Annotated in this window: 22 protein-coding genes and 3 pseudogenes; 14 read left to right on the top strand and 11 right to left on the bottom strand. The window is 70.7% G+C overall.

The genetic code is table 11. The features are described from left to right. Positions 1 to 32: 32 nt before the first annotated feature. The 7 genes from GKE56_RS13305 to GKE56_RS13280 all read left to right on the top strand — a co-directional run bounded on the left by GKE56_RS13305 (position 33) and on the right by GKE56_RS13280 (position 6,459). Positions 33 to 1,586 carry a DHA2 family efflux MFS transporter permease subunit gene (locus tag GKE56_RS13305; RefSeq protein WP_154684940.1) on the top strand — a complete coding sequence of 518 codons (1,554 nt, stop codon included), beginning with the start codon at positions 33 to 35 and terminating at the stop codon, positions 1,584 to 1,586. 272 nt (positions 1,587 to 1,858) lie between these two features. Beyond that, positions 1,859 to 3,163, top strand: coding sequence for a GEVED domain-containing protein (locus GKE56_RS13300; RefSeq protein ID WP_154684939.1), 1,305 nt, complete (start codon positions 1,859 to 1,861; stop codon positions 3,161 to 3,163). Continuing rightward, positions 3,160 to 4,299 carry a non-hydrolyzing UDP-N-acetylglucosamine 2-epimerase gene (wecB, locus tag GKE56_RS13295; protein WP_154684938.1) on the top strand — a complete coding sequence of 380 codons (1,140 nt, stop codon included), beginning with the start codon at positions 3,160 to 3,162 and terminating at the stop codon, positions 4,297 to 4,299. The genes GKE56_RS13300 and wecB overlap by 4 nt, the downstream gene beginning before the upstream one ends. 5 nt (positions 4,300 to 4,304) lie before the next feature. Beyond that, positions 4,305 to 4,484, top strand: coding sequence for a hypothetical protein (locus GKE56_RS13290; RefSeq protein ID WP_154684937.1), 180 nt, complete (start codon positions 4,305 to 4,307; stop codon positions 4,482 to 4,484). Then, positions 4,481 to 4,885, top strand: a complete 405-nt coding sequence (locus GKE56_RS17870) for a glycosyltransferase (RefSeq protein ID WP_255424969.1) — start codon at positions 4,481 to 4,483, stop codon at positions 4,883 to 4,885. Before GKE56_RS13290 ends, GKE56_RS17870 begins: the two co-directional genes overlap by 4 nt. A 40-nt stretch (positions 4,886 to 4,925) precedes the next feature. Then, positions 4,926 to 5,834: a glycosyltransferase gene (locus tag GKE56_RS13285; RefSeq protein WP_255424968.1), complete on the top strand. Its 909-nt coding sequence runs from the start codon at positions 4,926 to 4,928 to the stop codon at positions 5,832 to 5,834. Beyond that, positions 5,827 to 6,459 (top strand): hypothetical protein, encoded by a 633-nt coding sequence (locus GKE56_RS13280; RefSeq protein ID WP_195908121.1) that lies wholly within the window; start codon positions 5,827 to 5,829, stop codon positions 6,457 to 6,459. Before GKE56_RS13285 ends, GKE56_RS13280 begins: the two co-directional genes overlap by 8 nt. Positions 6,460 to 6,480: 21 nt before the next feature. Here GKE56_RS13280 and GKE56_RS13275 read toward each other — a convergent pair whose 3' ends face one another. The 6 genes and pseudogenes from GKE56_RS13275 to GKE56_RS13255 form a co-directional block, all read right to left on the bottom strand. Further along, entirely contained in the window at positions 6,481 to 6,900 is a 420-nt protein-coding gene (locus GKE56_RS13275; protein WP_154684935.1) for a VOC family protein, read from the bottom strand. 63 nt (positions 6,901 to 6,963) lie between these two features. Next, entirely contained in the window at positions 6,964 to 7,758 is a 795-nt protein-coding gene (locus GKE56_RS13270; RefSeq protein ID WP_154684934.1) for an amino acid ABC transporter ATP-binding protein, read from the bottom strand. After that, positions 7,755 to 8,379 (bottom strand): annotated as a pseudogene (locus GKE56_RS17610) (amino acid ABC transporter permease). The gene GKE56_RS13270 and the pseudogene GKE56_RS17610 overlap by 4 nt, the downstream one beginning before the upstream one ends. A gap of 114 nt (positions 8,380 to 8,493) precedes the next feature. After that, a pseudogene (locus tag GKE56_RS17605) lies at positions 8,494 to 9,075 on the bottom strand (transporter substrate-binding domain-containing protein); the annotation flags it as partial. A 147-nt stretch (positions 9,076 to 9,222) separates the two neighbouring features. Beyond that, on the bottom strand, positions 9,223 to 10,236 hold the full coding sequence (locus GKE56_RS13260) for a GTP pyrophosphokinase family protein (RefSeq protein ID WP_304650400.1): 1,014 nt from the start codon (positions 10,234 to 10,236) through the stop codon (positions 9,223 to 9,225). Positions 10,237 to 10,400: 164 nt separating this feature from the next. Next, positions 10,401 to 10,595, bottom strand: coding sequence for a hypothetical protein (locus GKE56_RS13255; RefSeq protein WP_154684932.1), 195 nt, complete (start codon positions 10,593 to 10,595; stop codon positions 10,401 to 10,403). A gap of 55 nt (positions 10,596 to 10,650) precedes the next feature. Between GKE56_RS13255 and GKE56_RS13250 the strand changes: the two genes are divergently transcribed. Further along, positions 10,651 to 11,202: a hypothetical protein gene (locus GKE56_RS13250; RefSeq protein ID WP_154684931.1), complete on the top strand. Its 552-nt coding sequence runs from the start codon at positions 10,651 to 10,653 to the stop codon at positions 11,200 to 11,202. Between the two features lie 33 nt (positions 11,203 to 11,235). On the opposite strand, the gene GKE56_RS13245 is transcribed toward GKE56_RS13250, so the two are convergent. Further along, positions 11,236 to 12,237 carry an SPFH domain-containing protein gene (locus GKE56_RS13245; protein ID WP_154684930.1) on the bottom strand — a complete coding sequence of 334 codons (1,002 nt, stop codon included), beginning with the start codon at positions 12,235 to 12,237 and terminating at the stop codon, positions 11,236 to 11,238. Between the two features lie 194 nt (positions 12,238 to 12,431). Here GKE56_RS13245 and GKE56_RS13240 point away from each other — a divergent pair, with 194 nt between their 5' ends. Beyond that, on the top strand, positions 12,432 to 12,749 hold the full coding sequence (locus tag GKE56_RS13240) for a hypothetical protein (protein WP_154684929.1): 318 nt from the start codon (positions 12,432 to 12,434) through the stop codon (positions 12,747 to 12,749). Between the two features lie 39 nt (positions 12,750 to 12,788). Here the strand turns inward: GKE56_RS13240 and GKE56_RS17600 are convergent, their stop codons facing one another. Continuing rightward, on the bottom strand, positions 12,789 to 13,808 hold the full coding sequence (locus GKE56_RS17600) for a DUF1990 family protein (protein ID WP_230208967.1): 1,020 nt from the start codon (positions 13,806 to 13,808) through the stop codon (positions 12,789 to 12,791). 33 nt (positions 13,809 to 13,841) lie between these two features. Beyond that, positions 13,842 to 15,213, bottom strand: a pseudogene (dnaB, locus tag GKE56_RS13230) (replicative DNA helicase). Between the two features lie 430 nt (positions 15,214 to 15,643). Between dnaB and GKE56_RS13225 the strand changes: the two are divergent. Together GKE56_RS13225 and GKE56_RS13220 are read left to right on the top strand one after the other, a co-directional pair. Then, complete coding sequence (locus tag GKE56_RS13225; protein ID WP_154684928.1) at positions 15,644 to 15,916, top strand: DUF2277 domain-containing protein; 273 nt, start codon at positions 15,644 to 15,646, stop codon at positions 15,914 to 15,916. 104 nt (positions 15,917 to 16,020) lie between these two features. Then, positions 16,021 to 16,851 (top strand): hypothetical protein, encoded by an 831-nt coding sequence (locus GKE56_RS13220; protein ID WP_154684927.1) that lies wholly within the window; start codon positions 16,021 to 16,023, stop codon positions 16,849 to 16,851. 14 nt (positions 16,852 to 16,865) lie between these two features. Here GKE56_RS13220 and GKE56_RS13215 read toward each other — a convergent pair whose 3' ends face one another. Then, on the bottom strand, positions 16,866 to 17,714 hold the full coding sequence (locus tag GKE56_RS13215; RefSeq protein ID WP_154684926.1) for a PIG-L deacetylase family protein: 849 nt from the start codon (positions 17,712 to 17,714) through the stop codon (positions 16,866 to 16,868). Positions 17,715 to 17,821: 107 nt separating this feature from the next. Here GKE56_RS13215 and GKE56_RS13210 point away from each other — a divergent pair, with 107 nt between their 5' ends. The 3 genes from GKE56_RS13210 to GKE56_RS13200 are packed head-to-tail and all read left to right on the top strand — an operon-like array spanning position 17,822 to position 22,362. After that, positions 17,822 to 20,305, top strand: a complete 2,484-nt coding sequence (locus tag GKE56_RS13210) for a beta-glucosidase (RefSeq protein ID WP_154684925.1) — start codon at positions 17,822 to 17,824, stop codon at positions 20,303 to 20,305. 25 nt (positions 20,306 to 20,330) lie between these two features. Continuing rightward, on the top strand, positions 20,331 to 21,002 hold the full coding sequence (locus tag GKE56_RS13205) for a TetR/AcrR family transcriptional regulator (protein ID WP_154684924.1): 672 nt from the start codon (positions 20,331 to 20,333) through the stop codon (positions 21,000 to 21,002). A gap of 10 nt (positions 21,003 to 21,012) precedes the next feature. Beyond that, a complete protein-coding gene (locus GKE56_RS13200) occupies positions 21,013 to 22,362 on the top strand; it encodes an MATE family efflux transporter (RefSeq protein WP_230208966.1) in 1,350 nt (449 codons plus the stop codon). A gap of 7 nt (positions 22,363 to 22,369) precedes the next feature. On the opposite strand, the gene GKE56_RS13195 is transcribed toward GKE56_RS13200, so the two are convergent. Beyond that, on the bottom strand, positions 22,370 to 23,902 hold the full coding sequence (locus GKE56_RS13195) for a gamma-glutamyltransferase (protein WP_154684923.1): 1,533 nt from the start codon (positions 23,900 to 23,902) through the stop codon (positions 22,370 to 22,372). Positions 23,903 to 23,922 lie beyond the last annotated feature (20 nt).

Raw genomic sequence — 23,922 nt, 5'->3', positions numbered from 1 at the left:
CGCGTCCCCTTCTGACCCATGCGGAGGTACCCGTGTCTGCTCCATCCGCCACCCCAGTGGCGTATCCCGACAAGATCGATGCCGCGGTCCTCAAGATCGCCGGTGTCGTCGTGCTCGGCGCCATCATGTCGATCCTCGACATCACCGTCGTCAACGTCGCGCTCCCGGTCTTCCAGGACGTCTTTGCCGACTCCCCCTCGAAGCCGCTGGCCTACTCGACCGTCGCGTGGACCGTCACCGCCTACACGTTGGCACTGGCGACGGTCATCCCGCTCACGGGCTGGGCCGCCGACCGGTTCGGCACCAAGCGGCTCTACATCCTGGCGATCATCCTCTTCACGATGGGATCGGCCCTGTGCGCCTCCGCCACCTCGATCACCATGCTGATCGGGTTCCGGGTCCTGCAGGGGCTCGGTGGCGGCATGCTCATGCCCCTGGGCATGACGATCATGACCCGCGCCGCCGGTCCGGCACGCATGGGGCGCCTCATGGCGATCCTGGGTGTTCCCATGCTGCTCGGCCCCATCGGCGGCCCCATCCTCGGCGGCTGGCTCATCGAGCACTACTCGTGGCACTGGATCTTCCTCATCAACGTGCCGCTCGGGGTCATCGCCGTGATCTACGCGTTCGTCGCCCTGCCCAAGGACCACACCGAGCCGTCTGAGTCCCTCGACCTGCTGGGCGTCGCGCTCATGTCCCCGGGCCTGGCCCTGTTCCTCTTCGGCATCTCCTCGATCCCGGCCAAGGGCACGATGAACGACCCCAAGGTCTACGTGAACATGCTCATCGGGCTCGCGCTGATGGTGACGTTCGTCTTCCACTCGTTCCGGCCACAGCACCCGTTGCTCGACCTGCGGCTGTTCCGCAACCGCAACCTCACGGTCTCGACGCTGACCATGTTCCTGTTCGCGGCGGCGTTCTTCGGTGGCCTGCTGCTCGTGCCGACCTACTTCCAGTCGGTGCGCGGTGAGTCGACGCTCAACGCGGGTCTGCTCGTCGCACCCCAGGGTCTCGGGGCGATGCTGACCATGCCGATCGCGGGCACGCTGGTCGACAAGATCCCCGTCGGTCGCATCGTGCCGTTCGGCCTGGTGGCCATCAGCGGCGGCATGTTCGGCCTGACCCAGATCACGTCCACGACGTCGTACACCACGATCATCGTGCTGCTGTTCATCATGGGGCTGGGCATGGGCGGCACGATGATGCCCATCTTCACGACCGCGCTGAAGACCCTGACCCACCACGAGGTGGCTCGCGGATCGACGCTGCTCAACATCACCCAGCAGATCGCCAGCTCGGTGGGCGTCGCGATCATGTCGGTGCTGCTGACGAACCACTTCAAGGAGTCCGCCCTCGCAGGGCCGGCCATGGCTGCCCGGCATGACCCCTCGATCGTCGAGAAGATCGGTGGTCCGGCGGCCGTGACGCAGGGCCTGGCTGACGCCGCCGAGGCGTTCGCCAAGACCTACTGGGTGGCGGCGATCCTCGTGGCGCTCACCTTGGTGCCGGCCTACTTCCTCCCCCGTCGCCGCGAAGAGGCGCACCTCCTCGACGAGCAAGGAGTTCCGCCCGTGATGGTCCACTGACCTGAGCGACCCAATGGTGCAGTGACGCGGGCGTCTGCGACGCCCGCGTCACTTTTCTCTGGCTCTGCCGTCCCCCCTGTGTCCGGATCCGCCCGGCCGTGCTGCCGGGACGATCCACACCAGAGCCGAGGGGAACAAGCATCGTGAGGTTGAGAACGTTCAGACGTCGACCATCGTCGACAACGCCGAATCGTCGTGCCGGGTGGGCTGTTGCGGGCGCCGCCACCGCTGTCGTCGGCATCGCACTCAGCCCGGCGGCGCAGGCCTACCAGGTGGCCGCCTCGGCACCGACGGTCAGCGGGGGTGTGGCCACGCTGACGATGCCCGGCTCAGGTCTGACGACGACCATCTCGACGACCGGTCTGACTGGCGTCGTGCAGCCGTCCACTCTCGGCAGCCGGGGATACGTCGCCGGCGACTTCACCCCCGGGCTCACGACCAGCACCCCGGCCGTCGAGCTGTCCACCGACGCCGTCAACAACTGCCCAGCAGTGGGCACCTGTTCTGGGTTGGGTTCGATCACCATCACCTTCAGCCAGCCGGTGCGCAACCCGATCCTCGACCTCGCCGGCATCGGCGGGGACGTCTTCTACTACGACTCCAACCATGCGGTGACCTCGCAGTCACAGCTCCACTCGATCTTCACCCTGGCCACCCCGGGAATCACGATGACCGCCCTATCCGGTGGCAACCTGGCCGTGTCCGGTCCGGCGATCACCGCGACCAACGCCAGTACGAGCTACCGCTGCGACACGGCGGCCCAGTCCACCCCCTCGCTGGGCGTCGACGAGTACGACGCGCAGGCCACGGCCGCCTGCGGGTCGGTCCAGCTCACTGGAGTCGTCACCGCGGTGACGTTCGACCTCAGCGCGGTGTTCACCCGGACCACCAGCGCAGTCCCGGCCTACACGAACAACGACCTCAGCGACCCCAGGCACAACCAGGACAACTACGTCATCACTGCGACAGCCAGCGAGGACTTCGGCGACGCCCCCTCGTCCTACGACCAGGGCAACGCTGCCCGCGCGGTGCTGTCCGACGTGCAGCTCGGCCCCAGCGTCACCGAGGACAACGCGACGGTGGCCAACGGGACGGTGTCCCCGAACGCCAGCGCGACCGCTGCCCTCGACGGCGCTGACAACGGAGTCACCCTGGGCCCGCTCAGCACCTCGATGACCAGCTACAGCACCACCGTGGCCATCAGCGGAGCAAGCAAGCCCGGCACCGTCTGCGGGTGGATCGACTTCAACAAGAACGGGGTGTTCGACACCGGCGAACGCGCCTGCGCCGCATTCGCGCCCGGCGCCGCCAGCGCGACCCTCACCTGGTCCGGGCTGAGCGGGCTGACCGCAGGCAACACCTACGCGCGGTTCCGGGTCGGGTACAACGCCGCCCAGACGCAGAGCCCGATCGGGGCATCGGATGCCGGTGAGGTCGAGGACTACCTCCTGCCGATCACGCCAGAGGTCGCGGTGCCGGTGATCGACCCGCGCATCGCGCTCGGCCTGCTTCCCCTTGGCGGCCTCGCCCTGCTCGGCGCACGCCGGTCCGCCCGCCGTCGCCAGCTCGCGTCGTGAGGGGCCTACCCCGGGCCAGTGTCGCAGTCGTCCTGGGCACGAGGCCTGAGATCGTCAAGCTCGCGCCCGTGATTCGCCGCCTGGGCGACGCCGCGTTCGTCGTGCATACGGGTCAGCACTACGACGCGAGCATGTCCGAGGTGTTCCTGCGCGAACACGGCCTCGCCGACCCACAGCTGCGGCTGGGCGCCGGCGGGTACGGTCGCGCGGAGCAGATCTCGCACATGCTGCTCGGGCTCGACCGCCTCTTCGCGGAGCGTGAGTTCGTCGCGACCGTCGTCCAGGGCGACACGAACTCCACCCTTGCCGGAGCCCTGGCCGCCAACGCGCGCGGCGTCGCACTCGTGCACGTCGAGGCCGGCCTGCGCAGCAACGACCGCGCGATGCCCGAGGAGCACAACCGGGTCATGACCGACCACCTCGCCGACGTGCTCTGCGCCGCCACCGCGGCCAACGTGGAGAACCTGCTCGCCGAGGGGATCCCGGCCACCCGGATCCGGCTCACCGGCAACACCGTCGTCGAGTCGGTTCTGGACCAGCTCCCCGAGCGGGCGGCACGGCTGCGGCTCCTGGTCGAGCTCGGTCTCAAGCCCGACGGCTACGTGCTCGCGACGATCCATCGCCCGGAGAACACCGACTCGGCCGTGACGCTCCGCGCGATCCTGACCGAGCTCGCCGCGCTGCCCCTGCCCGTGGTGCTGCCGCTGCACCCGCGGACCGCGGCGGCGGCCGCCAGCGGCGGGCTGGCGGGACTGCTCGACCACCTGCGGGTGGTCGAGCCGATGGGGTCCTCGACGTTCCTCGGCCTGGCCGCGCACGCCGCCGTCCTCGTCTCGGACTCCGGCGGGGTCCAGGAGGAGTGCACCGTGCTCAAGCGCCCCCTCGTGGTCGTCCGGCAGTCCACGGAGCGCCCCGAGGCCATGGCCGACTTCGCCGTGCTGGTCGAGCCCGGGCCGCAGCTCGGCCACAGCGTCGAGGCGATGCTCCATGGGCACGCCCACCGAGTCTCGAGGCTGCAACGGCTCCCGAGCCCCTTCGGGGACCGCACGGCCGCCGACCAGGTCGTCGACACGATCCACGACCTGGTCGGCGGTCCACGCCAAGCCGTCGCGCAGACCGCGAACCACGACAGGTAGCCGGCATGTACTCGAGTTCGATCGGACTTCCCGGCGCTGGCGTCGGAGTCGTCGCTGGTAGCAGCACCCTGGCCATGACGGGGGCCGGCGGCACGCCGGTGTTGGTCGCCCTCGGCCTGGCTCTGGTCGTCGTGGGGGCAGCGCTGGCGCGCGTGGCCTACCTGCGGCGCACGTCGCCGTCGTGATCACGGCACTGCTCCAGGGCCTGTCCCTGTTCGCGGTGGTCCTCTTCATCGGGTACGTCGGCACGATCGTCGTGCCGTACCTGCGGCAGCAACCCGACGTCCCCGGCGATCCGGCCGCGTTCGAGTGGCACATCCTGATCCCCGCTCGCGACGAGGAGGTCGTGATCGCCTCGACCATCACCCGGATGCTGCGCGACTTCCCCACGACGCACGTGTGGGTGATCGACGACGACAGCGAGGACCGCACTGCGCGGATCGTCCAGGCGCTCGCCACCGATCCGCGGGTCCACCTCGTGCAACGCCGCCGCCCGCACGCGCGCACCGGTAAGGGTGACGCGCTCAACGCGGCATACACCGCCCTGCGGCGATGGCTCCCCCTGACGAGGACCCGGCCCGCGTGATCGTGGCGTCGTCGACGCCGACGGCGCGCTGGCCCCCGACGTGTTGGACCTGGTCGCGGGCGACCGGGTCTTCGGCGATCCCAAGGTCGGCGGGGTCCAGATCTCGGTGCGGATGTCCAACCGCTTCGGTCGTGGCGACGGCCCGGCATCCTCGGTCCTGGGGGCCCGGTTTGCCCGTTTCCTGGTGCGCATGCAGGACCTCGAGTTCGTGGGAACCATCTCGGCGATGCAGATGCTCCGGGAGAAGACCGGGTCCGTTGGGCTCGGCGGTAACGGGCAGTTCAGCCGGCTGTCCATGCTCGACGAGCTCGCCGAGGCACACGACGCGCCCTGGCATGGAGCGCTGTTGGAGGACTACGAGCTGGGGTTGCACATCCTCCTCGCCGGGTACCAGAACCGCTTCGTGTTCCGCGCCGAGGTCGAGCAGGAGGCCGTCGAGAGCCTGCGTCGGCTGATCGCCCAGCGCACCCGGTGGGCCCAGGGCGGCATGCAGTGCTCGCGGAGGTACCTGACCCCGATCCTCCAGTCGCGCCACCTCAGCACCGCCGGAGCGCTCGAGGCCGCGTACTTCCTCATCGCGCCGTGGACGCAGCTGTTCGGGGTGCTCTACTGGCCCTTGCTGTATGCCGTGTTCGCCGTCAAGGCGTGGAACTTCCCGGGCGGTCCGGCCGCCTTCGCCCAGAGCTTCTGGTTCCTGGGGGTGGTCACGGTCGTGACGGGGGTCGGTCCGTTCGCGCTCTGGGGTCCGTTGTACCGCCGCGTCGTGGACCCCGGCATGAGCCGGCTCCGCTCGGTCCTGCTCGGTCTGGAGTATGCCGCCTACCTCACCTACACCTACCCCACCACCGTGCGGGCCTTCGGCCGGATGCTCTCCGGTCGCACCGGGTGGGCCAAGACTCGGCGCAATGCCGAACCGCTCGTCGCAGGCCCGGTCGCCCTCGATGTCTGAGGTCGCCGCCGCTCGATCATCACGAGCCCGGCTGGTGCCGGCGGGGCTGCTCGCGGCGCTGGCCGTGCTGTTGGTGGTCGAGAACGAAGCGGTCCGGGCGTTCGAGGCGCGCTGCGCAGGACCCCTGGTGGGCATGCTCACGCGCACTGGCGCATCGAGGGCGGTGGGCGACGTGGTCTTCTTCGGACTGGGCACCAAGGACGCCCTTGGGCTCAAGATCACGACCGGATGCACCACGGTGGTGCTCCTGGCGCCGTTCCTGCTCATCATGGCTGCCATTGCCGCGCGCAGCCCCGTTCCCGTGGCTCGGGTCGCTGCCGCGGCCACCGCCGGGTCCGCCATGCTCGTGGCCGTCAACGTCATCAGGCTCACCGGCATCGCCTGGGCCACGTCGGTGTGGGGGCTCGCCCACGGCTTCGAGATCAGCCACTTCCTCGTGGGCTCGATCTTTGCCATCCTCGGCTTCGCCGCTGCGCTGGTCGTCTCGGTCCGACTCCTCGTGGGTGGAGCAGACCCCCGAGGTCTCTACCAGCGGGTCGGACGCGCGGGGCGCGGCCGGCACCGCGGCCCCGGTCGTGGGCTGAACCGGCCACGACCGGGCCGCTCGGGCTCCGCAGGCCGGTGACCGGGCCACGGAGCCTGGAGCTCACTGCGCGGCGGCCGCCTGCTCGCCGCTGGACACGTTGACCATCCAGGCAATGCCGAACTGGTCGACGCACATGCCGAACTCGTCGCCCCAGACCTGCTTCTCGAGGGGCATCGTCACCGTGCCACCGGAGGAGAGCTTGGTGAAGTAGTCGCGCAGCTCGGCGTCGTCGCCGCTCAGGCTGATGCTGATGGCGCTGCCCTCGCGACGCTCCATGCCGGGCGGGGTGTCAGCGCCCATGAGCGAGAAGCCCTGGTCGGTCTCCAGGGCGCCGTGCATGATCAGGTCGCCCGCGTCGGCCTGACCGAGGTCGGCAAACGTGCTGAGCTCGAGCTTGCCGCCGAAGACGTCCTTGTAGAACTCGAGGGCCTGACGAGCGTTGTCGGAGAAGCTGATGTACGGGTTGAGTCGGGAGGCCATGGATGCTCCTTGGTGGATGGGCTGGGTCCTCGCAGCGTATGCCGCGGCACTGACAGTCGGCTATCAGATCGGCTCGAGCAGTCGGGTGAGGAACGCCTGCGTTCGGGGGTGCTGCGGTCGAGCGATGACCTCCTGCGGCGGGCCCTGCTCGACGATCACCCCGCCGTCGATGAACAGCACCTGGTCGGCCACCTGTTGGGCGAAACGCAGCTCGTGGGTGACCACGACCATCGTCCAGCCCTCCGCGGCCAGGCTCTTCATGACACCGAGGACGTCGCCCACCAGCTCGGGGTCGAGCGCCGAGGTCGGCTCGTCGAAGAGCACCAGGCTCGGCCGCAGGGCCAGCGCCCGCGCGATCCCCACCCGCTGCTGCTGACCACCGGAGAGCTGGTACGGGTACTTGTCGGCGTGCGCCGCGAGACCCACCTTGTCGAGGAGCGCGGCAGCCCGCTGTCTGGCGTCGGCCACGGACTCACCCTGCACGACGACCGGACCCTCGACGACGTTCTCGAGCGCCGTCATGTGGGGAAACAGGTGGTGCGCCTGGAACACCATGCCGCTCTGGGCGCGCAGCCGGGCGAGCAGGTCGCGCTGAGCGCGCGACAGCCTGCCGCGCGGCCCCGGCGTCACCGTGGCGAAATCCACGGTGACCTCACCGACACGCACGACACCCCGGTCCGGGATCTCCAGGCCGTTGAGCGAACGCAGGAGGGTGGTCTTGCCCGAGCCCGAGGGCCCGATGATGCAGGTGACGGTGCCGGCGTCGACGGTGAACGAGATGTCCGTGATGACCTCGTGGTCACCGAACGACTTGGCCAGGTGCTGGGCCTCGACGAGGTGGGCTGTGGAGTCGGTCATGCTGCGACGAACCTGTTCAGTCGGGTCTCAGTGCGGGACTGGACGGCGGACAACCCCAGGCAGATCACCCAGTAGTAGATGGCGGCGACGCCGTACATCGCGAAGAACTGGAACGTTGGCGCAGCAGCGATCTGCGCCTGACGCAGCAGCTCGACGACCAGGATGGTCGAGGCGAGCGAGGTGTCCTTCACCAGCGAGATCAGCGTGTTGGACAGCGGCGGCACGGCCGTGCGGGCCGCCTGCGGCAGGATCACCCGACGCAGCGTGGTCGCGTAGTCCATGCCCACGGTGCTCGCCGCCTCCCACTGGCCGCGCGGCAGGCTCTCGATCGAGGCGCGGATGATCTCCGCGGCATACCCACCGACGTTGAGGCTGAAGGCGATCACCGCCGCGGGGAACGGGTTGATGCGCACGCCCAGCTCGGGCAGCGCATAGAAGATGAGGAACAAGCTGGACCAGCAGTGGAGTCCCACGGATCAGCGAGATGTAGAGACGCCCGGCTCCGGACACCACCGGGTGGGTCGACATGCGCATCAGCCCGATGCCGAGGGCGATGACCAGCCCGATGGCGAAGCTGATGATCGTCAGGGGGATCGTCGTCGTGATCGTCGCCCGCAGCATCGGCCACGCGTTGTCCTCGACGAGCTGCCACTTGCTCGGGGGCGCCACCGATGCCGTGAAGTACGTGTCGTAGATCGAGCTCAGCGTGCCGTCGGCCTTGAGGGCCGCGATGGCCTTGTTGAGCTCCGGGAGGTACCCCGAGCCCCGGCGGGCGGCGAGCACGGACGTGCTCACGTCGCTGGTCTGCGCAACGACCTTCACCCCGGCGTCCGGGTTGGTGGCGAGGTAGTTCTGGATCGCGAGCTTGTCGTTGACCAGGACGTCGACCCGGCCCTGCTTGAGGTTCTCGATGGCCTCGGTCATGCCCTCGACGCCGACGATGCTGGCGCCGGCCCCCTTGGCGACGTCGGACCAGTTGCTCGTGAGGTTCTCGGCTGCCCGCTTGCCCCTGAGGTCGGCGAGGCCCTTGATGGAGGTGTTGTCGGACTTGACGACGACCACCCCGGTGGTGGTGACGTAGGGGTCGCTCAGGTCGTACAGCGCCTGGCGCTTCGCGTTGAACGTCACCTCGTTGGCGACGAGGTCGAACCGACCCGCCTGCAGCGCCGCGAACATCGAGTCCCACGGCGTCTCGACGTACTGGACCTGCACGCCGAGACGCTTGCCGATCGCGTTCATCACGTCGATGTCGAAGCCGGTGAGGTTGCCCTTGGCGTCGTGGTAGCTGAACGGGGCGTAGACCCCTTCGGTCCCCACGCGCAGCACCTTCGGTATGCCGGTCGCCCGCGGAGCGGATGCCGGGGCGGCGCCCGCGCTGGTCGCCGGCAAGGCGGCATACAGCAGCCCGACGAGGACCACGAACAGGGCTGCGATGGCGCGTTTCACGCAGCCACCGTAGCCGGGTCACTGCGCGCGCAGCTTCTCCAGCCGGGTGGTGAGCGCCTGCTCGCGGTGGAGGTTGCCGTGCAGGGCGAGGTACCGGGTGCCGAAGACCGCCAGCAGCGCGTCGTCGAGCCGGCGGACGGCTCCGGCGGGGTAGCGATACGCCATCCGCGCGTTGATGCCCGGGGCGTCGATCGAGGACAGCAGCCCCGCGAGCTCGTCGAGCGAGCTGATACCGAGCTCGAGCAGCAGCCCCGAGATCCAGGCGTAGTGGTCGGTGCGCGACCAGCCGGCGTCCTGGAAGCGGCCCGCGAGGAAGGTCGCGAGGTCGGATGCGCTGATCCGCGGGTCGCTCTCGTCGATGGTCAGGTGCTGGTCGCCCATGGTGGCCTGCAGCCGGTCGCGGATGGCGGAGAACTCACGGTCGGCCAGCTCGAGCAGCCCGGCCGCCAGCGTGAACCGCCGGTCGAGGTCCGGGACGTGCTCCTCGGGGATGGTCCCCTTGTACCGCACGTCGTGCTCGAACTCGGCCCAGGCGTGCTGCAGGATCGTGCGGATCTGCACCGAAGCGCTGCGCGCCCTCACGGTGTCGTATGCCGCCGGGACGCCCTTGACGGGGTCGACCGCCACGAGCAGGTGGCGGCTGGCGTAGCCGAACCGGCCCTGCCGCGCGGTCTCCTGACCCATGTCGCGGTCGTCGAGCACGCTGAGCTGGTCGGCCAACAGGTCGGCCACCGCCGTGACGTCGCCGTGCAGGTAAGTGACGACCCGTACCCCGACCTGGTCGGTGACGTCCCTGAGCGGGTCGGGGTAGGCCGGCGCGCCGTCGACGGTGCGGGCGGCCTTCCCGGCAAAGGAGGCGACGCTCTTGGCCCGCCCGGTCACGCTGACGTAGTTGATGCCGGCGTCGTCCAGCAACGCGGTCACGAGGGCGACGAACCCGTCGGCGACCTGACGCAGCTCCGGCTGCACCGCGGCATACCGCTGCACTGCCTCCTGCACGGCGTCCTGCCGGCGCTCCTCGTCCTCGCTCACGCCCCACAGGCTATTGCCCGACCGCCGTGACCGACCGTACTGACCGACAGTAATGACCGATCGAGTGCTCGGCCGCCAGGTTGGCGCGGGGGCGCTGGGACGCGAAGGCGATGGGAGGGCGACGGGAAGGCGACGGGAAGCCGCGCGGGAATGCGGCCCGACGGCTAATCTCCACGGGTGACTCCCAGCCGCCGTTCAGCATTCGTCGCCGTTGCCCTTGCCGCCGTCGTCACGACGGCCGCCTGTTCGGGGACTTCTGCCCCGAAAGCGAGCGCGACCAGCTCGACGAGCGCCACGCCTGCGCCGGCCACGCCCTCCACCATGCCCTCCACTATGCCCTCGACGACGACCAGCGCCATCGCCGCACCGCGGACCGCCGCACCGCGGACCGCCGCCGGGCTCAAGAAGGCGCTGATGGAACTGAGCGACCTGCCGACCGGGTTCGCCGTGGAACCGGAGTCGTCCAACAACAACAACCCCAAGGTCACCTCGAAGAACCCGAAGTGCGCGACGTTCGTGCACGTGGCCAACCTCACCGCCGCGCCGGGCTCCAAGGCCAGCGCTCACATCGCCTTCTCTGCCGGGCAGTCGGGCCCGTTCATCGACGAGAGCCTGGACGCCCTCGGGGGTGCCGCGGCGGTGAGCGCCCTGCAGTCCACCCTGAGGCGCGCCGCCTCCGCGTGCGACCAGGTCGCCGTCACCGTGCCCGGCGCCGGGACGTCCACGATGACGGTCCGGATCGTGAACCCGCCGAAGTACGGCGCCGACCCCTTGGCCATTCGCCTGACCGCCTCAGGTGGCCCGCTCGACGGCATGGAGCTGATGATGGTCTCCACCGGCGTCGCGGACACCGTCCTGGCGCTCAACTTCATCGCCGCGACGGCTGACGATGTCGACGGGGCCACCAGCGTGTCGGTCGACAAGGCGACCTCGGTGCTCGGCGCTGACTCGACGGCCACCTCCTGACGGCCGCCGCGCATCCGGGGCGGCCGCCCCGCACTATTTGCTCGTGACGGCGAACCCCGCACCCGGCGCGAACGTGGTCACGCTCGGCGGGATGGCCTTGAGCGTGTCGATGGTCGCGCAGGCCGGACACTGCTGGTAGCCCTTCTGGCGCTGCTCGTTGGCCAGGGCGTCTGCCTTGGCCTGGGCCACGCGGGCCTGCGACTTGGAGACGCCGGCGAACTCGGCCTGGGCCTCCTCGATCGCGGCCTGCACCTTGGTCGGCAACGTGATCTTGGCGAGGTTGAACCGCACGTTCGTGATGAACCGGCCACCGAGCGTCGTGTTGAGATCGTCCTCCAGCGAGGAGTTGATCGACGCCTGGATCTTCTGGATGTTCACGTTGTTCTGCTTGCCGGTCGAACCGTTGAAGACGGCGGCCGCGGTCGCGGAGGAGTTCGCGTTCGATGCGGCGATCGCCCCGGCCTGCACGAGCGCACAGGAGGCCTGCAGCTCGGCGCACTGGAAGTCACCGACCTGCTGGCGAAGGTCGTTGCTGATGACCGGCCGCACGATGGTGTCGAGGAAGGAGTTCCAGCCGTCCTCGCCATCCCAGGCGTAGCGGTACTGGCCGTCGAGCCCGAGGTACTTGCGCGTGCCGTACTTGTCGTCGAACTGGTGCAGGGCGGCTTGGTCGATGTTGAGGTTGAAGTAGATCGTGCCCTCGACGCCGATCTCGACCCCGTCGGCGGTCGGGTCCTGCTCCACGTCGACACCCGCGCGATCGCCCCGCTTGGAGTCGGACGTGATCGTGTAGAAGCGTTGCTGCGCCGGGTACTTGTGCGACTCGGAGAACATGCCCGAGTAGGTGAGCCCTGACCCCGGCAGGATCACCTGGCGGAACTGGCGATTGTCCAGGGGACCACCGTTGCGGACGACCGCAACCTCACCGCCGGCGGTGCGGTCGAACGGCGAAGCGATGAGCAGGGTCACGCCGACAACGACGAGGACCGCAAGCGCGGCATACGCGCCCGTGCGAAACGGGGAAAAGGTGGGCATGACGGGGTGGTCTCCTGATCAGAAAGCTGCCGGGCCGCCGGCATAGGTGTGCCGGCGAGGTCGAGAGGACATTCTCGACATGCGGGTGGGACGAGGGTGGGGATTCTGCGGTTCCACGCGGGTATGCCGGGAAAACTCACCGCTTCGGCCAGCGGTGGTGCGCTGAAGGTCCCGATCTCTGTCACGATGCGGAGGTGACTCGGACCGCGGCCAGCTATGTCGTCGCGATGGTGCTGCTCTTCGCGGTCGTGGAGCTCTCGCCGCAGGACACGCTCCTGCCCGTCGAGACGCTGGCGCGGGTGCTGCTGCTCGGCACCCTGCCCATCGGACTGCTGGTCCTGGCGCCGTACGTCATGGTCATGCTCATCACCGGGAACGCCATTGCCCCGAGCGAGAGCTCGGTCCTGATCACGTATGCCGCCACCGCCGTCGCCCTGGTCGGGAACGCCGCGCTGCTCAACCAGTTCGTGCTTCGGCTCGCAGCCGAGCGGGAACGCCGGCTCCCGCGGTGAACGGGGACGTAGGTCAGCGTGAGGATCGAGGTACCCGCGTCAGCCGCCGTCAGTGAGGATGCCCGTGAGCGCGCGCGCATAGCGGCGGCGATACCACCGTTGCGCCACCAGAACTGCCGGGAACGCGAGACGCCAAGGCCCGAGCCCTGGCTGGGTGAGGGAGCGCTGCGTGAACCACACGCGGCCGTCGACGTCGCGGTGGACGATGAAGGCTTCCTCTCCTGCGACGGGGTGCCCGGGTCGTGTGCCGTAGGCGAACCCACACCGATCGGGAAGGTCGAGCACCGCCAGCACGCGAACGGGCTCGCGGATGCCGAGGGGGCCGACCCTGGCCACCAAGGTGTAGTCCCGGTCCTCGGCGACTCGCAGGTCGGTGCCCGCGTCCGGTCGAACGATGAATCCGCTGCGGGTCTTCACGCCCCAGTGCAGGACTTCGGCGGTCGCGAGACGCCAGGCTTCCGCGCCGTGACCGACCGGCACTGTCTGCTCGTGGGAGCGGATGCCTGAGGGCGCGGACCAGTTCACCTCAGCGATCCTGGTCGAGCCGACGGCCCGTACGCGTGTGCCGCGGTCCAGGGCGCGTTCGTAACGGAGCAGCTCCGGATAGGGCGGGAACGAGCTGTGGGTGCGGTCACCGGTCGCACGCCAGCCCTGCCGTTCGTAGAAGCGCCGCCCTCGCTCGTTGTTGGCGAACACCGTCAGCCACGCCCGCTGGACGCCGCGCGTTTGCATTCGTTCGAGCACCGCGTCGTGAGCGGCTTGGGCCGTGCCTGTGCCCCAGTGCTCGACGGCGATCCCGAAGTGCAGGAGCTCATCGCCCCGAACCGCGGCGAACCCCACGATCACTCCATTGAGCAGGACCACGTCACAGTCGATCCCCGGCGTTGCGATCTCCTCGAGCCAGCGCTGGCCGACCGCGTCGCGCGGGAAGGGGTGGAGGTCCTGCGGAAACACGTCGGAAAGGCCCAGGACCGCGCCCGGCTCCTGGATGGCGAGCACGGCCGGCACATCTGCCGCAGTCATCTCCCGCAGCGAAGGGGATGCACCGATCTCGAACACCCTGCGCACTCTACGAGGGGTCGCGACGACGACTCAGAAGCCGTCGCGGGCCATGTTGGCGAACCGGCTGTAGTGACCCTGGAACGCCAACACCAGGTCCTTGGTCGGGCCGTTACGGTGCTTGGCCACGATCACGTCGGCTTCCCCCTCGCGCCCTGACTCGGGCGAGCGGTCGCGGTGCAGCAGGATGACCATGTCGGCGTCCTGCTCGATGGAGCCCGACTCACGCAGGTCCGACATCTGGGGCCGCTTGTCCGTGCGCTGCTCGGGTCCACGGTTCAGCTGCGAGATCGCGATGACCGGGACCTCGAGCTCCTTGGCGAGCAGCTTGAGCGCACGGGAGAACTCCGACACCTCCTGCTGGCGGGACTCGACCTTCTTACCCGACGACATGAGCTGCAGGTAGTCGATCACCACGAGCTTGAGGTTGTGCTGCTGTTTGAGCCGGCGGCACTTGGCGCGGATCTCCATGAGCGACATGTTCGGTGAGTCGTCGATGAACAAGCGGCGAGTCGGAGATCTGCCCCATGATCCGGGCCAGCTTCTTCCACCCCTGGTCACCGATGGTGCCCTTGCGCAGGTCCTGCAGCTGGATCTGGGCCTCGGCCGAGAGCACGCGCATGGTGATCTCGGACCGGCTCATTTCGAGGGAGAAGATGGCCGTGGCCATCTTGTGCTTGATGGCGGCCGCACGGGCGATGTCCAGACCCATGGTCGACTTGCCGACCGCCGGCCGCGCCGCAAGCACGATCATCTGGCCCGGGTGCAGCCCGTGCGTGAGCTCGTCGAGCTCGATGAAGCCGGTGGGCACCCCGAGCATCTCGCCCGGGTCGCGCCCGGCCGCGACCTCGATCTCGTTGAGCGTCTCCTCGAGGACGTCGCCGAGGGCGATGTAGTCCTCGCCACCGCGCTTGTCCGCCACGGCGTAGACCTCGGCCTGGGCGGCATTGACGATGTCCTCGACGTCGCCGTTGCCCTGCTGGTAGCCGAGCTGGACGATCCGGGTGCCAGCCTCGACCAACCGGCGCAGCACCGCGCGCTCGCTGACGATCTCGGCGTAGTAGCCGGCGTTCGCCGCGGTGGGCACGACCTGGATCAGCTGGTGGAGGTACGCCTGTCCACCGATGCGCTGCAGGTCGCCGCGCTTGGACAGCTCGTCGGACACGGTGATCGCGTCAGCCGGCTCGCCCCGGCCGTAGAGGTCGAGAATCGCGTCGTAGATCAGCTCGTGAGCGGGCCGGTAGAAGTCCTGGCCCCTCAGCCCCTCGACGCAGTCGGCGATCGCGTCCTTCGACAGCAACATGCCACCAAGGACCGACTGCTCCGCGTGGACGTCCTGCGGAGGAACGCGGTCCGCCCCGCCGGGCGGACCGTCGCCGCCAGAGCTGAACGCACTCGTGCTCAACTCTGCAAGAGACACTCGCCGCCAACTCTCTCTGTACCTGCTGGGATAACACCCGTGTGATTCGAGTACACCACCCCGCTCCGACACTGGCCCGAAAACTGGCCGGAACCTCGCTCGGAACTGGTGACCGGCACACGCTAGGGCCGCCCGGCCACCGCACTCAAACGTGCCCTGTGCACATCATGGGGACAACCTGTGGGCCACGCCCGGGCCGCTTGTGCACAGTCGGGGGATAACCCTGTGGATTTCGCGACCCACCGTCCGGCAACAGGGGCACTGACCTGCGCGAACACCGTCCACCGGGTGTGGACCGGAGAATTTCTCGGGCGTGTCCCGGCGGCATCCCGACCCGTGGTCGTCCACATGACGCAGTTCACACCGCGCGGCCGATCACTGCCCCGATGAGGCGCCCGCGACGTACCCTGCACCCATGTGCCGCAACATCCGCCAGCTCCACAACTTCGAACCCCCCGCGACCTCTGACGAAGTGCGCGCAGCCGCCCTCCAGTACGTCCGCAAGGTGAGCGGCAGCACCAAGCCCAGCGCCGCCAACCAGGCCGCGTTCGACGAGGCAGTCGCCGAGATCGCCCACGCCACCGAGCACCTGCTCAGCCACCTCACCACGAGCGCACCCCCGAAGGATCGCGAAACCGAGGCGGCCAAGGCACGAGCCCGCTCGCAAGCGCGCTACGGCGCGGCCTGAGGCGCACGGCCACGGCCCGCGCCGACCGCGCAGGGTCACAGCACCAGCCTGCCGCCTGTGGATAACGCCGCGGGAGGGTCGGTGCCGCCTGCCACAGTGGCGCGATGACCAGCTCATCACTCTCATCACTGTCCGAGCCAGCCTGGGACTCGCGCTGGGACTCGCGCTGGGAGGCGCCGTGGGAGCCGTCCGATGAGCCACCGCCGCTCCTGCGCCGGCGCCGCCTGGTCACCCACGTGGTGCTGGTCGACGGCCTGCCCGCCGACCACTGGGTCGAGGAGAGCGCCGATGGCACCTGGGAGTCCAGGGGTCGGCGCCGTGGGCCGCTGCGCGCGTTCGCCGACGCCGAGCCGACCCACGAGCGCGCCCTGCGCTGGCTCGAGGCCGCGGTGGGCGGGGCCGACGCCCTGCGCTCGCTCGACACCTCACCGTTGACCGCCACCCCGCTCCCCCTCGAGCAGATCCCGGTCGACCTCCACGCGCGCGCCCAGTCGATCAGCGCCCGGTGCGACGCCGTCGCGATCGATGTCTTTGACACCCCCGAGCTCGTGGCCGCCTTCCGCCACATCCTCACCGCCGTGCTCACCCTCGACCCCGGCACCCTCCACCGCAGCGACCGCGACGAGACCGCCGTCGGCGCGGTGGTCTGGATCGGCGGCCAGGCCAACGGCCTGATCGGCCCACGAGGCGCGGTGCTCGCGCGCGAGCTGTGGGACCTGCTCGACGTCTCGTCCAGTGCCGCCGCGCGGGGTGCGGGCATCCTCCACCGGCTCACCGGCCGCGCGGTCGACCCCGACCCTCCGGTCCACTGGGGGGCACCGCACCTGCGCGCCACCGGTATGCCGCGGGCGCTGGTGAGCAGCACGCGGGCGGTGCTCGTTGCCCGCCGAGATGCCGCCTGGGCCGACCTCGACGCCGCCGCCGGGCGGCCCTGAGCCGCGCGAGCGCGTCAGTCGCCGAACGGCCACCCCAGCTGCATCGGCGCCCTGGGTTCGACGGCCGCACCAGACGCGCCAGACCCGCTGGACCCGCCAGACCCGATCGGCTCGATGTAGTGCTCACGGCCGAAGAAGAGCCCGAAGAACTCCTCGGGCATCGACAGCATCCCCTCGATGTCGGTCGCCTGGCTGCGGTGGGCCTCCAGCGCGGCCCGCCGCTGTGGCAGGTAGTCGCTCACGTCGACCTGCCAGGTGATCTCGGACTCGGGGCTGCCGAGCGGGTTGCCGTCATCCATGGGGCTGTCGGGGTCGAATGCCCGGTCGGCGTTGCCCGACGCGACCGCTGCCTCGTAGAAGCCCCGGATGAGGTCCCGGTTCATCGTCGACTCCAGCAGCCTCGGCCTGCGCGCCGCCAGCTCGGCCGCGCGATGGACGACCGCATGCACCTTGACGTGGTCGGGGTGACCGTAACCGCCGTGCCAGTCGTACCCGACGAGGACGTCCGCGTCCTCCTCGTCGAGGATGCGCGCGAGCCGGGTGGCGGCCTCGTCGACGTCGGCGGAGTGGAACGCGCCGTCCTCGGAGTTCTGCGCCCAGCCGGTCATGCCCGAGTCGCGGTAGCCCAGCCAGGCAATCCGCTGTACGCCGAGCACGGCAGCCGACGCCTCGGCCTCGCGGCGACGCCAGTCCACCAGGGTCTCCCCCTCCGGCAGTCCCGCGGCCGGCAGCTCACCGTGGTCGCCGTTCGTCGCGAAGACCGTGACCACGCGGTGGCCCTCGGCGACCGCGCGCGCCATGGATCCGGCGGTCTGTGAGGCCTCGTCGTCCGGATGGGCGTGGAGAAAGACGATGGTGGACATCCGCCCATCATGCCAACGCCGCCCACGCCCACGAGAAAGGTCACGAAATGATAAATAGTTAGACTAAACTATTTCCAACCCCGGCTCCCACTGCTGCACTGGCAGGCATGACCGCCCCGGCAGACCACCCCGACCAGACCGACGTCACCGACCTCGTGGGTCGGCTCGACCTCGCGACCAAGGTGCGCCTGCTCACCGGAGCCACCTCGTTCACCTTGCACGGCGAGGACTCGATTGGTCTTGCTCCGATGGCGTTCTCCGACGGCCCGACCGGGGTCCGCGGGCTGAAGTTCACCGGCGGTGACCACGTCGCGCTCTTCCCCAACGCCACCCTGCTCGCGAGCGCGTGGAGCGAGGACACCGCCCACGAGGTCGGCGAGATGCTCGCGGAGGAGGCCGAGCGCCAGCAGATCCACGTCGTCCTCGGGCCGACCATCAACCTGCACCGCTCCCCACTGGGCGGTCGTCTGTTCGAGGCGTACTCCGAGGACCCGCTGCTCACGGGGCGTCTCGCGGCGGCATACGTCCGTGGGATGCAGGCCAAGGACATCGGCGCGTGCCTCAAGCACCTCGTCGCCAACGAGTCCGAGACGCTGCGCAACTACATGAACTCGGTGGTGAGCGAGGAGGCGCTGCGCGAGGTCTACCTCCTGCCGTTCGAGATCGCGGTCGAGGACTCGAACCCCTGGTCGATCATGGCGGCGTACAACGACGTCAACGGCGTCGCGGCCACCGAGCAGGACCACGTCAACAACGAGGTGGTCAAGGGCGAGTGGGGCTGGACCGGCCTGCTCATGTCCGACTGGTTCGCGACCAAGACGTCGGCCCCGGCCGCCCTGGGGGGTCTCGACCTGGTCATGCCAGGGCCGGACGGCCCGTGGGGCGAGGCGCTGGTCCGCGACGTCGAGTCCGGTGCCGTGCCCGAGTCGGTCATTGACGAGCACGTATGCCGCCTGCTCCGCCTCGCCGAGCGGGTGGGCGCCCTGGGCGCGCACCGGTCATGGCCGACGGACTCGACCGCCCCCGACGCCCCCGTGCGGCGGGGCCAACTGCGTCGGCTGGCCACGGACGGCATGGTCGTCCTGCGCAACGAGGGCGGGGTCCTGCCACTCACGGGCGAGGGCACGGTCGCCCTGGTCGGCCGCCACGCCCTGGAGACCGTGTGCATGGGCGGCGGCTCCGCCCAGGTCAACCCGCCGTACGAGGTGTCGATCGCCGAGGGCCTGCGAGCCGCACTCGGCAACCGGCTCACCGTGGTGGACGGCGTCGAGGTGCGCGAGCGGGCACTGCCGGCGCCGGCGACCGCGATCCGCGACCCGTTCACCGGCGAGCCCGGTCTGCACGTCGAGCACGTCGACGCCGCCGGCGTGGTCATGCTCGCCGAGCACAGCCCCGAGAGCCAGGTCACCACCGGCTGGGACGACAGCCTCCCGCGCCCGACGCAGCAGCTGCGGCTCAGCGCTCTCCTCGCCGCCGGCGGCCCGGTGCGCCTCGGGTGCAGCGGCACCGGGCGCTGGCAGATCTCGCTCGACGGCACCGAGGTCGCCTCGGTCGACCTCGCCCCCGAAGGCGCCGATCCGGGCGAGTCGATGCTCAAGCCGCCGGTCTGGACCACCGACGTCGAGGCGGCGCAGGGCAGCCTCGTCGAGGCCGTCCTCACCATCGTCCGGTCCGAGCCGAAGCCCGGCCCCGACGGCACGCTGAGCACGCTGTCGGACGCCATCGCCTCGGGCATGGGCATCAAGGCCCTCGTCGTCGCGCCCGTGCCGGCGCCCGCCGACCGGACCATCGCCGCCGCGGTCGAGGCAGTTCGGTCGGCCGACCTGGCCATCGTCGCGGTCGGCCTCACGCCCGAGCAGGAGACCGAGGCCACCGACAAGTCCACGCTGGCGCTGCCCGGCCAGCAGGACGAGCTGGTGCACGCCGTGGCTGCGGCGGCGGCCCGGACCGTCGTCGTGGTCAACTCCGCGACCCCGGTGCTCATGCCGTGGGCCGACGAGGTCGACGCGATCCTCGTCGTCGGGCTGCCTGGCCAGGAGGGGGGCCATGCAGTCGCAGACGCGCTGCTCGGCATACGGGAGCCGACTGGGCGACTGGTCACGTCGTGGCCGACCGCCGACGGGGCCGCACCGGCCTGGGACGTCGAGCCCCGCGACCTGCGGCTCGAGTACACCGACGGCACGTTCATCGGCTACCGCGGCTTCCATGCTGGGCACGCGCCGGCGCCGGCCCACTGGCTCGGCGCGGGTGAGGGCTACGGCTCGTGGGCCTACGAGTCGGCCGAGGTGGTCGGGAGCGGTCCGGCGCCGACCGTTCGGGTGCGGGTCCGGAACACCGCGGCCCGCGACTCCCGCGAGGTCGTGCAGGTCTACCTCCAGCCGGCCGACCAGGACCAGCCGGTGCGGCTCGTCGGCTGGACCGGCGTCCAGGTGGCTGCCGGCGAGTCGGCCGAGGTGGAGGTGCCCACCGACGCCCGCCTGTGGCGCCGCTGGGACACCGAGGCGGCCGGCTGGGGCACGCTGAACCCGGGCGGCAGCCTGCTCGTCGCCCGTGGGCTGGGCGACGTCCGGGCCACCCTTGCACTCGACTGAGCAGCCGCCGCATACAGTCAGCCCCATGACTGCGGACCCCGCCCCACGCACCCCGCGTCGGGGCCGGGGGCGGCCACCGGGATCCGCGGGCACGGGCGCGACGCGCGAACGGATCGTCGCCGCTGCCGCCGAGCTGTTCGCCGAGCGCGGCTACCACGCCACGCCGATGACGAGCATCGCCGAGGCCGCCGCGCTGAGCCAGACCGGGCTGCTGCACCACTTCCCGTCCAAGGAGGGGCTGCTCGCGGCGGTACTCGAGCAGCGCGACCTGCGGGACTTCGAGGCCATCGCCTCGCGACGTGCCGCCCCGGCCCGCGGCTGGCAGGTCTACGACGACATGGTCGAGCTCGTGCGCCTCAACGCCGGTCGTGAAGGCATCGTCCGCCTGTTCACCAGCCTGGCCGGCGAGGCGGTCGACCCCGACCACCCGGGGCACGAGTGGCTCGGGCACCACCACGACTCCGCTGTCGCGCTGCTCACGGCCGCCCTGCACGACGCGGTGGACGACGGAGCCGCCGACCCCGCGGTGCCCGCCCAGACCATCGCCCGCCAGCTCGTCGCGCTGATGGACGGCCTGCAGCTGCAGTGGCTCATGGCGCCCGATCGGGTGGACATGGCGCAGGACGTCGCCGAGTACGTCGTGACCCTCCGTGCGCGCTGGGGCCGCGAGCCAGGAGCGCCGGCCGGCCACCGGTAGCGTGCCGGTGGTGAGCACCACGCGAAGCGACCCCGCGCAGAGCCGCGAGATCCTCCGGCTCGCGGTCCCCGCCTTCCTCGCCCTCGTCGCCGAACCGCTGTTCCTGCTGGCCGACTCCGCTATCATCGGCCACCTCGGCACGGCCCAGCTGGCCGGCCTCGGTGTGGCGAGCGCGACGCTGATCACGGCCGCCAACATCTTCGTGTTCCTCGCCTACGGCACGACCTCGATCGTTGCGCGCCAGATCGGTGCCGGGTCGCAGCGCGGGGCACTCGAGGCCGGCATCGACGGCACCTGGCTGGCCGTCGGGCTCGGGGCGGCGACCGCGGTTGCGGTCGCGGTCGCGGCGGCGCCCTTGTGCCGTCTGTTCGGCGCGTCCGACGCCGCCATCGGGTATGCCGCGACGTACCTGCGCATCTCGGCGCTCGGCATCCCGGCGATGCTCGTCGCGCTCGCGGCCACGGGAGTGCTTCGGGGGCTGCAGGACACCCGGACCCCGCTGGCCGCCTCGGTGGCTGGCTTCTCCTCGAACATCCTGCTCAACCTGCTGTTCGTCTTCGGGTTCGGCTGGGGCATCGCCGGCTCGGCCTGGGGCACGGTGTTCGCCCAGACCGGCATGGCCACAGCTCTGGTCACCGTCCTCGTCAGGCATGCCCGCGCAGCGGGGGCCGGGCTCCACCCCCACCCAGGCCGGGTGCTCCGCGCTGCGCTGACCGGCATACCCCTGCTGGTGCGCACGCTCGCGCTGCGGGCGATCCTGCTGGTGACCACCTGGGTGGCCGCGGGTCTCGGGGACGTGCCACTCGCATCGCACCAGGTGGCCGCGACGGTCTGGAGCTTCCTGGCGTTCGCCCTCGACGCGCTCGCCATCGCGGCGCAGGCGCTCACGGGGCGCGCCCTGGGGGCTGGCGACGTCGGCGCGGCGCGCGCGGCGACCACCACGATGGTGCGCTGGGGGATGTGGGGCGGCACGGTGCTGGGCGTGCTCCTGCTGGCCGTGCACTCCGTGCTGCCGTCCGTGTTCACGACGGATCCGGCGGTGCGTGCCACGCTGGCGGCGGCGCTCGTGGTCGTCGCGCTCGGCCAGCCGCTGTCCGGGTTCGTCTTCGTGGTCGACGGGGTGCTCATCGGTGCCGGTGACGGCCGATGGCTCGCCAAGGCGATGGCCGCGACCTTGGTGCTCTACCTGCCTCTGGCGATCTGGGTCCACGTCAGCAGTGGCGACCTCATGGCCGGGGGCGCGCCGCACGCGGTCGCGATCCTGTGGGTGGTGTTCACGGCCTTCATGGCGATCCGCGCGTGCTTCTTCTGGTGGCGCATCAGGGGCGACGACTGGGCGGTGACCGGGGCCGCGCGCTAGGACCCCGTCATGCCAGACGGGTGGCCGCTTCGCGACGGGGGTCGCCGGCCGCCTCGAGCGACCCGTCCGCGAACACCGCCGCGGCACCGACTCCGCCGAAGAACATCGACGCGGCTCCGTGCGAGAACGCCGGCAGGTCCAGGCGCTGCGCGGCCGCATCGGCCTCCGCCACGGCCTCGTGGTCCACCCGCGGCGATCCGTCGTCGAGGAACCGCACGTGCACCCGGGGTGCCTCGATCGCGTCCTGGAGGGGCTCCTGCGCCAGGCAGTGTCGCCCCAGCACCTGCATCAGCGCGGTCGTGATGCGGTCGGCGCCGGGGCTCCCGATCGCGAGCGCCGCCCCGTCGGTGCGCCGCCCGACCGTCGGCGCCATGTTCGAGGCCAGCCGGGTGCCGGGGGCGAGGGCGTGCAGGCCGAGCCGGTTGAGCTCGGGCTCGCCGAGACAGTTGTTGAGCAGCATCCCGGTGCCCGGAACGGTGGCTCCGGAACCGTAGCCGCTCGAGGCCGTGATGGCGCAGACCGTCCCGTCGGAGTCGGCGGCGGAGACGTGCGCGGTCGACGACGAGGTCGGGAGCCCCGCCAGGCCGTACCGCTCCACCGACTCCAGGAGTGCGTAGCCATCCGTCTCGAGGTCCGCCGAGTGGTCGTGCACGCGGGCGCGGTAGGCCAGCACCGCATGCTGGACCTCGATGACCCGCGCCCAGTCCCACCGCCACGGGTCCCCGGCCGCAAGCTCTCGCAGCATCACGGCCAGCATCGGACCCCCGACCGACGGCGGCGGGTTGGTGGCCACGTCCCAGTCCCCGAGCCGCAGCCGCACCGGCGTGCGCACGACGGCGCGGTATGCCGCGAGGTCAGCTGCGGTGATGAGCCCACCCCGTTGGTCGGAGTCGGCCGCGATCCGCGCCGCGAGGTCCCCCTCGTAGAGCGTGCGCACCCCCTCCTGTGCGATCTGGTCGAGGGACTGCGCCAGGTCGGGGTTGCGGGCGAGGTCACCGGCCCGCACGAGGTGACCGTCCGGCATACGCACCAAGGGCTGGGTGTGTTCGTCCCAGCCGAAGACGGACTCCCCGGTGAGGTCGAGGTAGCTCGCGGCGGCCCCACCGATGCGATAGCCCTCGCCTGCCGCCACGACGCTCGGCGCGAGGACGTCGGCCCAGCGCGCGGTGCCGTGGCGCTCGTGGGCCAGGCCGAGGGCCGCGAAGGCCCCGGGAGTCGCCGCCGACCCGTGCCCGGCATGGAAGGTCAGTCCGCCGCCGTAGCTGGTGCGGATCTCGCGCAGCCCCGCGCCGAAGCGCTCGCGCGCCAGCCCACGGCCGGGCATCTCGACATTGCCGTCGATGACCTCGGGAGCACCCTGGGCGGGCCAGATGCTCACGAAGGCACCCCCGAGGACCGAGACGATCCCCGGTTCGGTGGTCATCGCGGCGACCATCGCGGCGACGGCAGCATCGACCGCGTTGCCGCCGGCCTGCGCAGCGGCGGCCCCGGCTTCGGCTGAGGCCGGGCCGGTGGCCGCGATGGCGATGCGCCTGTCCATGCCGCGATTCTGGCGCAGGT

Origin of the sequence: Nostocoides sp. HKS02 (genome assembly GCF_009707485.1) — a bacterium.
In the GTDB taxonomy this organism is placed as follows: Bacteria; Actinomycetota; Actinomycetes; order Actinomycetales; family Dermatophilaceae; genus Pedococcus.
The sequence above is the reverse complement of the archived record's forward strand: the minus strand, read 5'-3'. Positions and strand labels throughout refer to the sequence as shown.

Coding starts and splice junctions, on each gene's coding strand:
- GKE56_RS13290 (WP_154684937.1), top strand. CDS start 4,305: ATGTACTCGAGTTCGATCGGACTTCCCGGCGCTGGCGTCGGAGTCGTC.
- GKE56_RS13280 (WP_195908121.1), top strand. CDS start 5,827: ATGTCTGAGGTCGCCGCCGCTCGATCATCACGAGCCCGGCTGGTGCCG.
- GKE56_RS13275 (WP_154684935.1), bottom strand. CDS start 6,900: ATGGCCTCCCGACTCAACCCGTACATCAGCTTCTCCGACAACGCTCGT.
- GKE56_RS13270 (WP_154684934.1), bottom strand. CDS start 7,758: ATGACCGACTCCACAGCCCACCTCGTCGAGGCCCAGCACCTGGCCAAG.
- GKE56_RS13255 (WP_154684932.1), bottom strand. CDS start 10,595: ATGGCGCTGGTCGTCGTCGAGGGCATAGTGGAGGGCATGGTGGAGGGC.
- GKE56_RS13250 (WP_154684931.1), top strand. CDS start 10,651: ATGGAACTGAGCGACCTGCCGACCGGGTTCGCCGTGGAACCGGAGTCG.
- GKE56_RS13245 (WP_154684930.1), bottom strand. CDS start 12,237: ATGCCCACCTTTTCCCCGTTTCGCACGGGCGCGTATGCCGCGCTTGCG.
- GKE56_RS13225 (WP_154684928.1), top strand. CDS start 15,644: ATGTGCCGCAACATCCGCCAGCTCCACAACTTCGAACCCCCCGCGACC.
- GKE56_RS13220 (WP_154684927.1), top strand. CDS start 16,021: ATGACCAGCTCATCACTCTCATCACTGTCCGAGCCAGCCTGGGACTCG.
- GKE56_RS13215 (WP_154684926.1), bottom strand. CDS start 17,714: ATGTCCACCATCGTCTTTCTCCACGCCCATCCGGACGACGAGGCCTCA.
- GKE56_RS13210 (WP_154684925.1), top strand. CDS start 17,822: ATGACCGCCCCGGCAGACCACCCCGACCAGACCGACGTCACCGACCTC.
- GKE56_RS13205 (WP_154684924.1), top strand. CDS start 20,331: ATGACTGCGGACCCCGCCCCACGCACCCCGCGTCGGGGCCGGGGGCGG.
- GKE56_RS13195 (WP_154684923.1), bottom strand. CDS start 23,902: ATGGACAGGCGCATCGCCATCGCGGCCACCGGCCCGGCCTCAGCCGAA.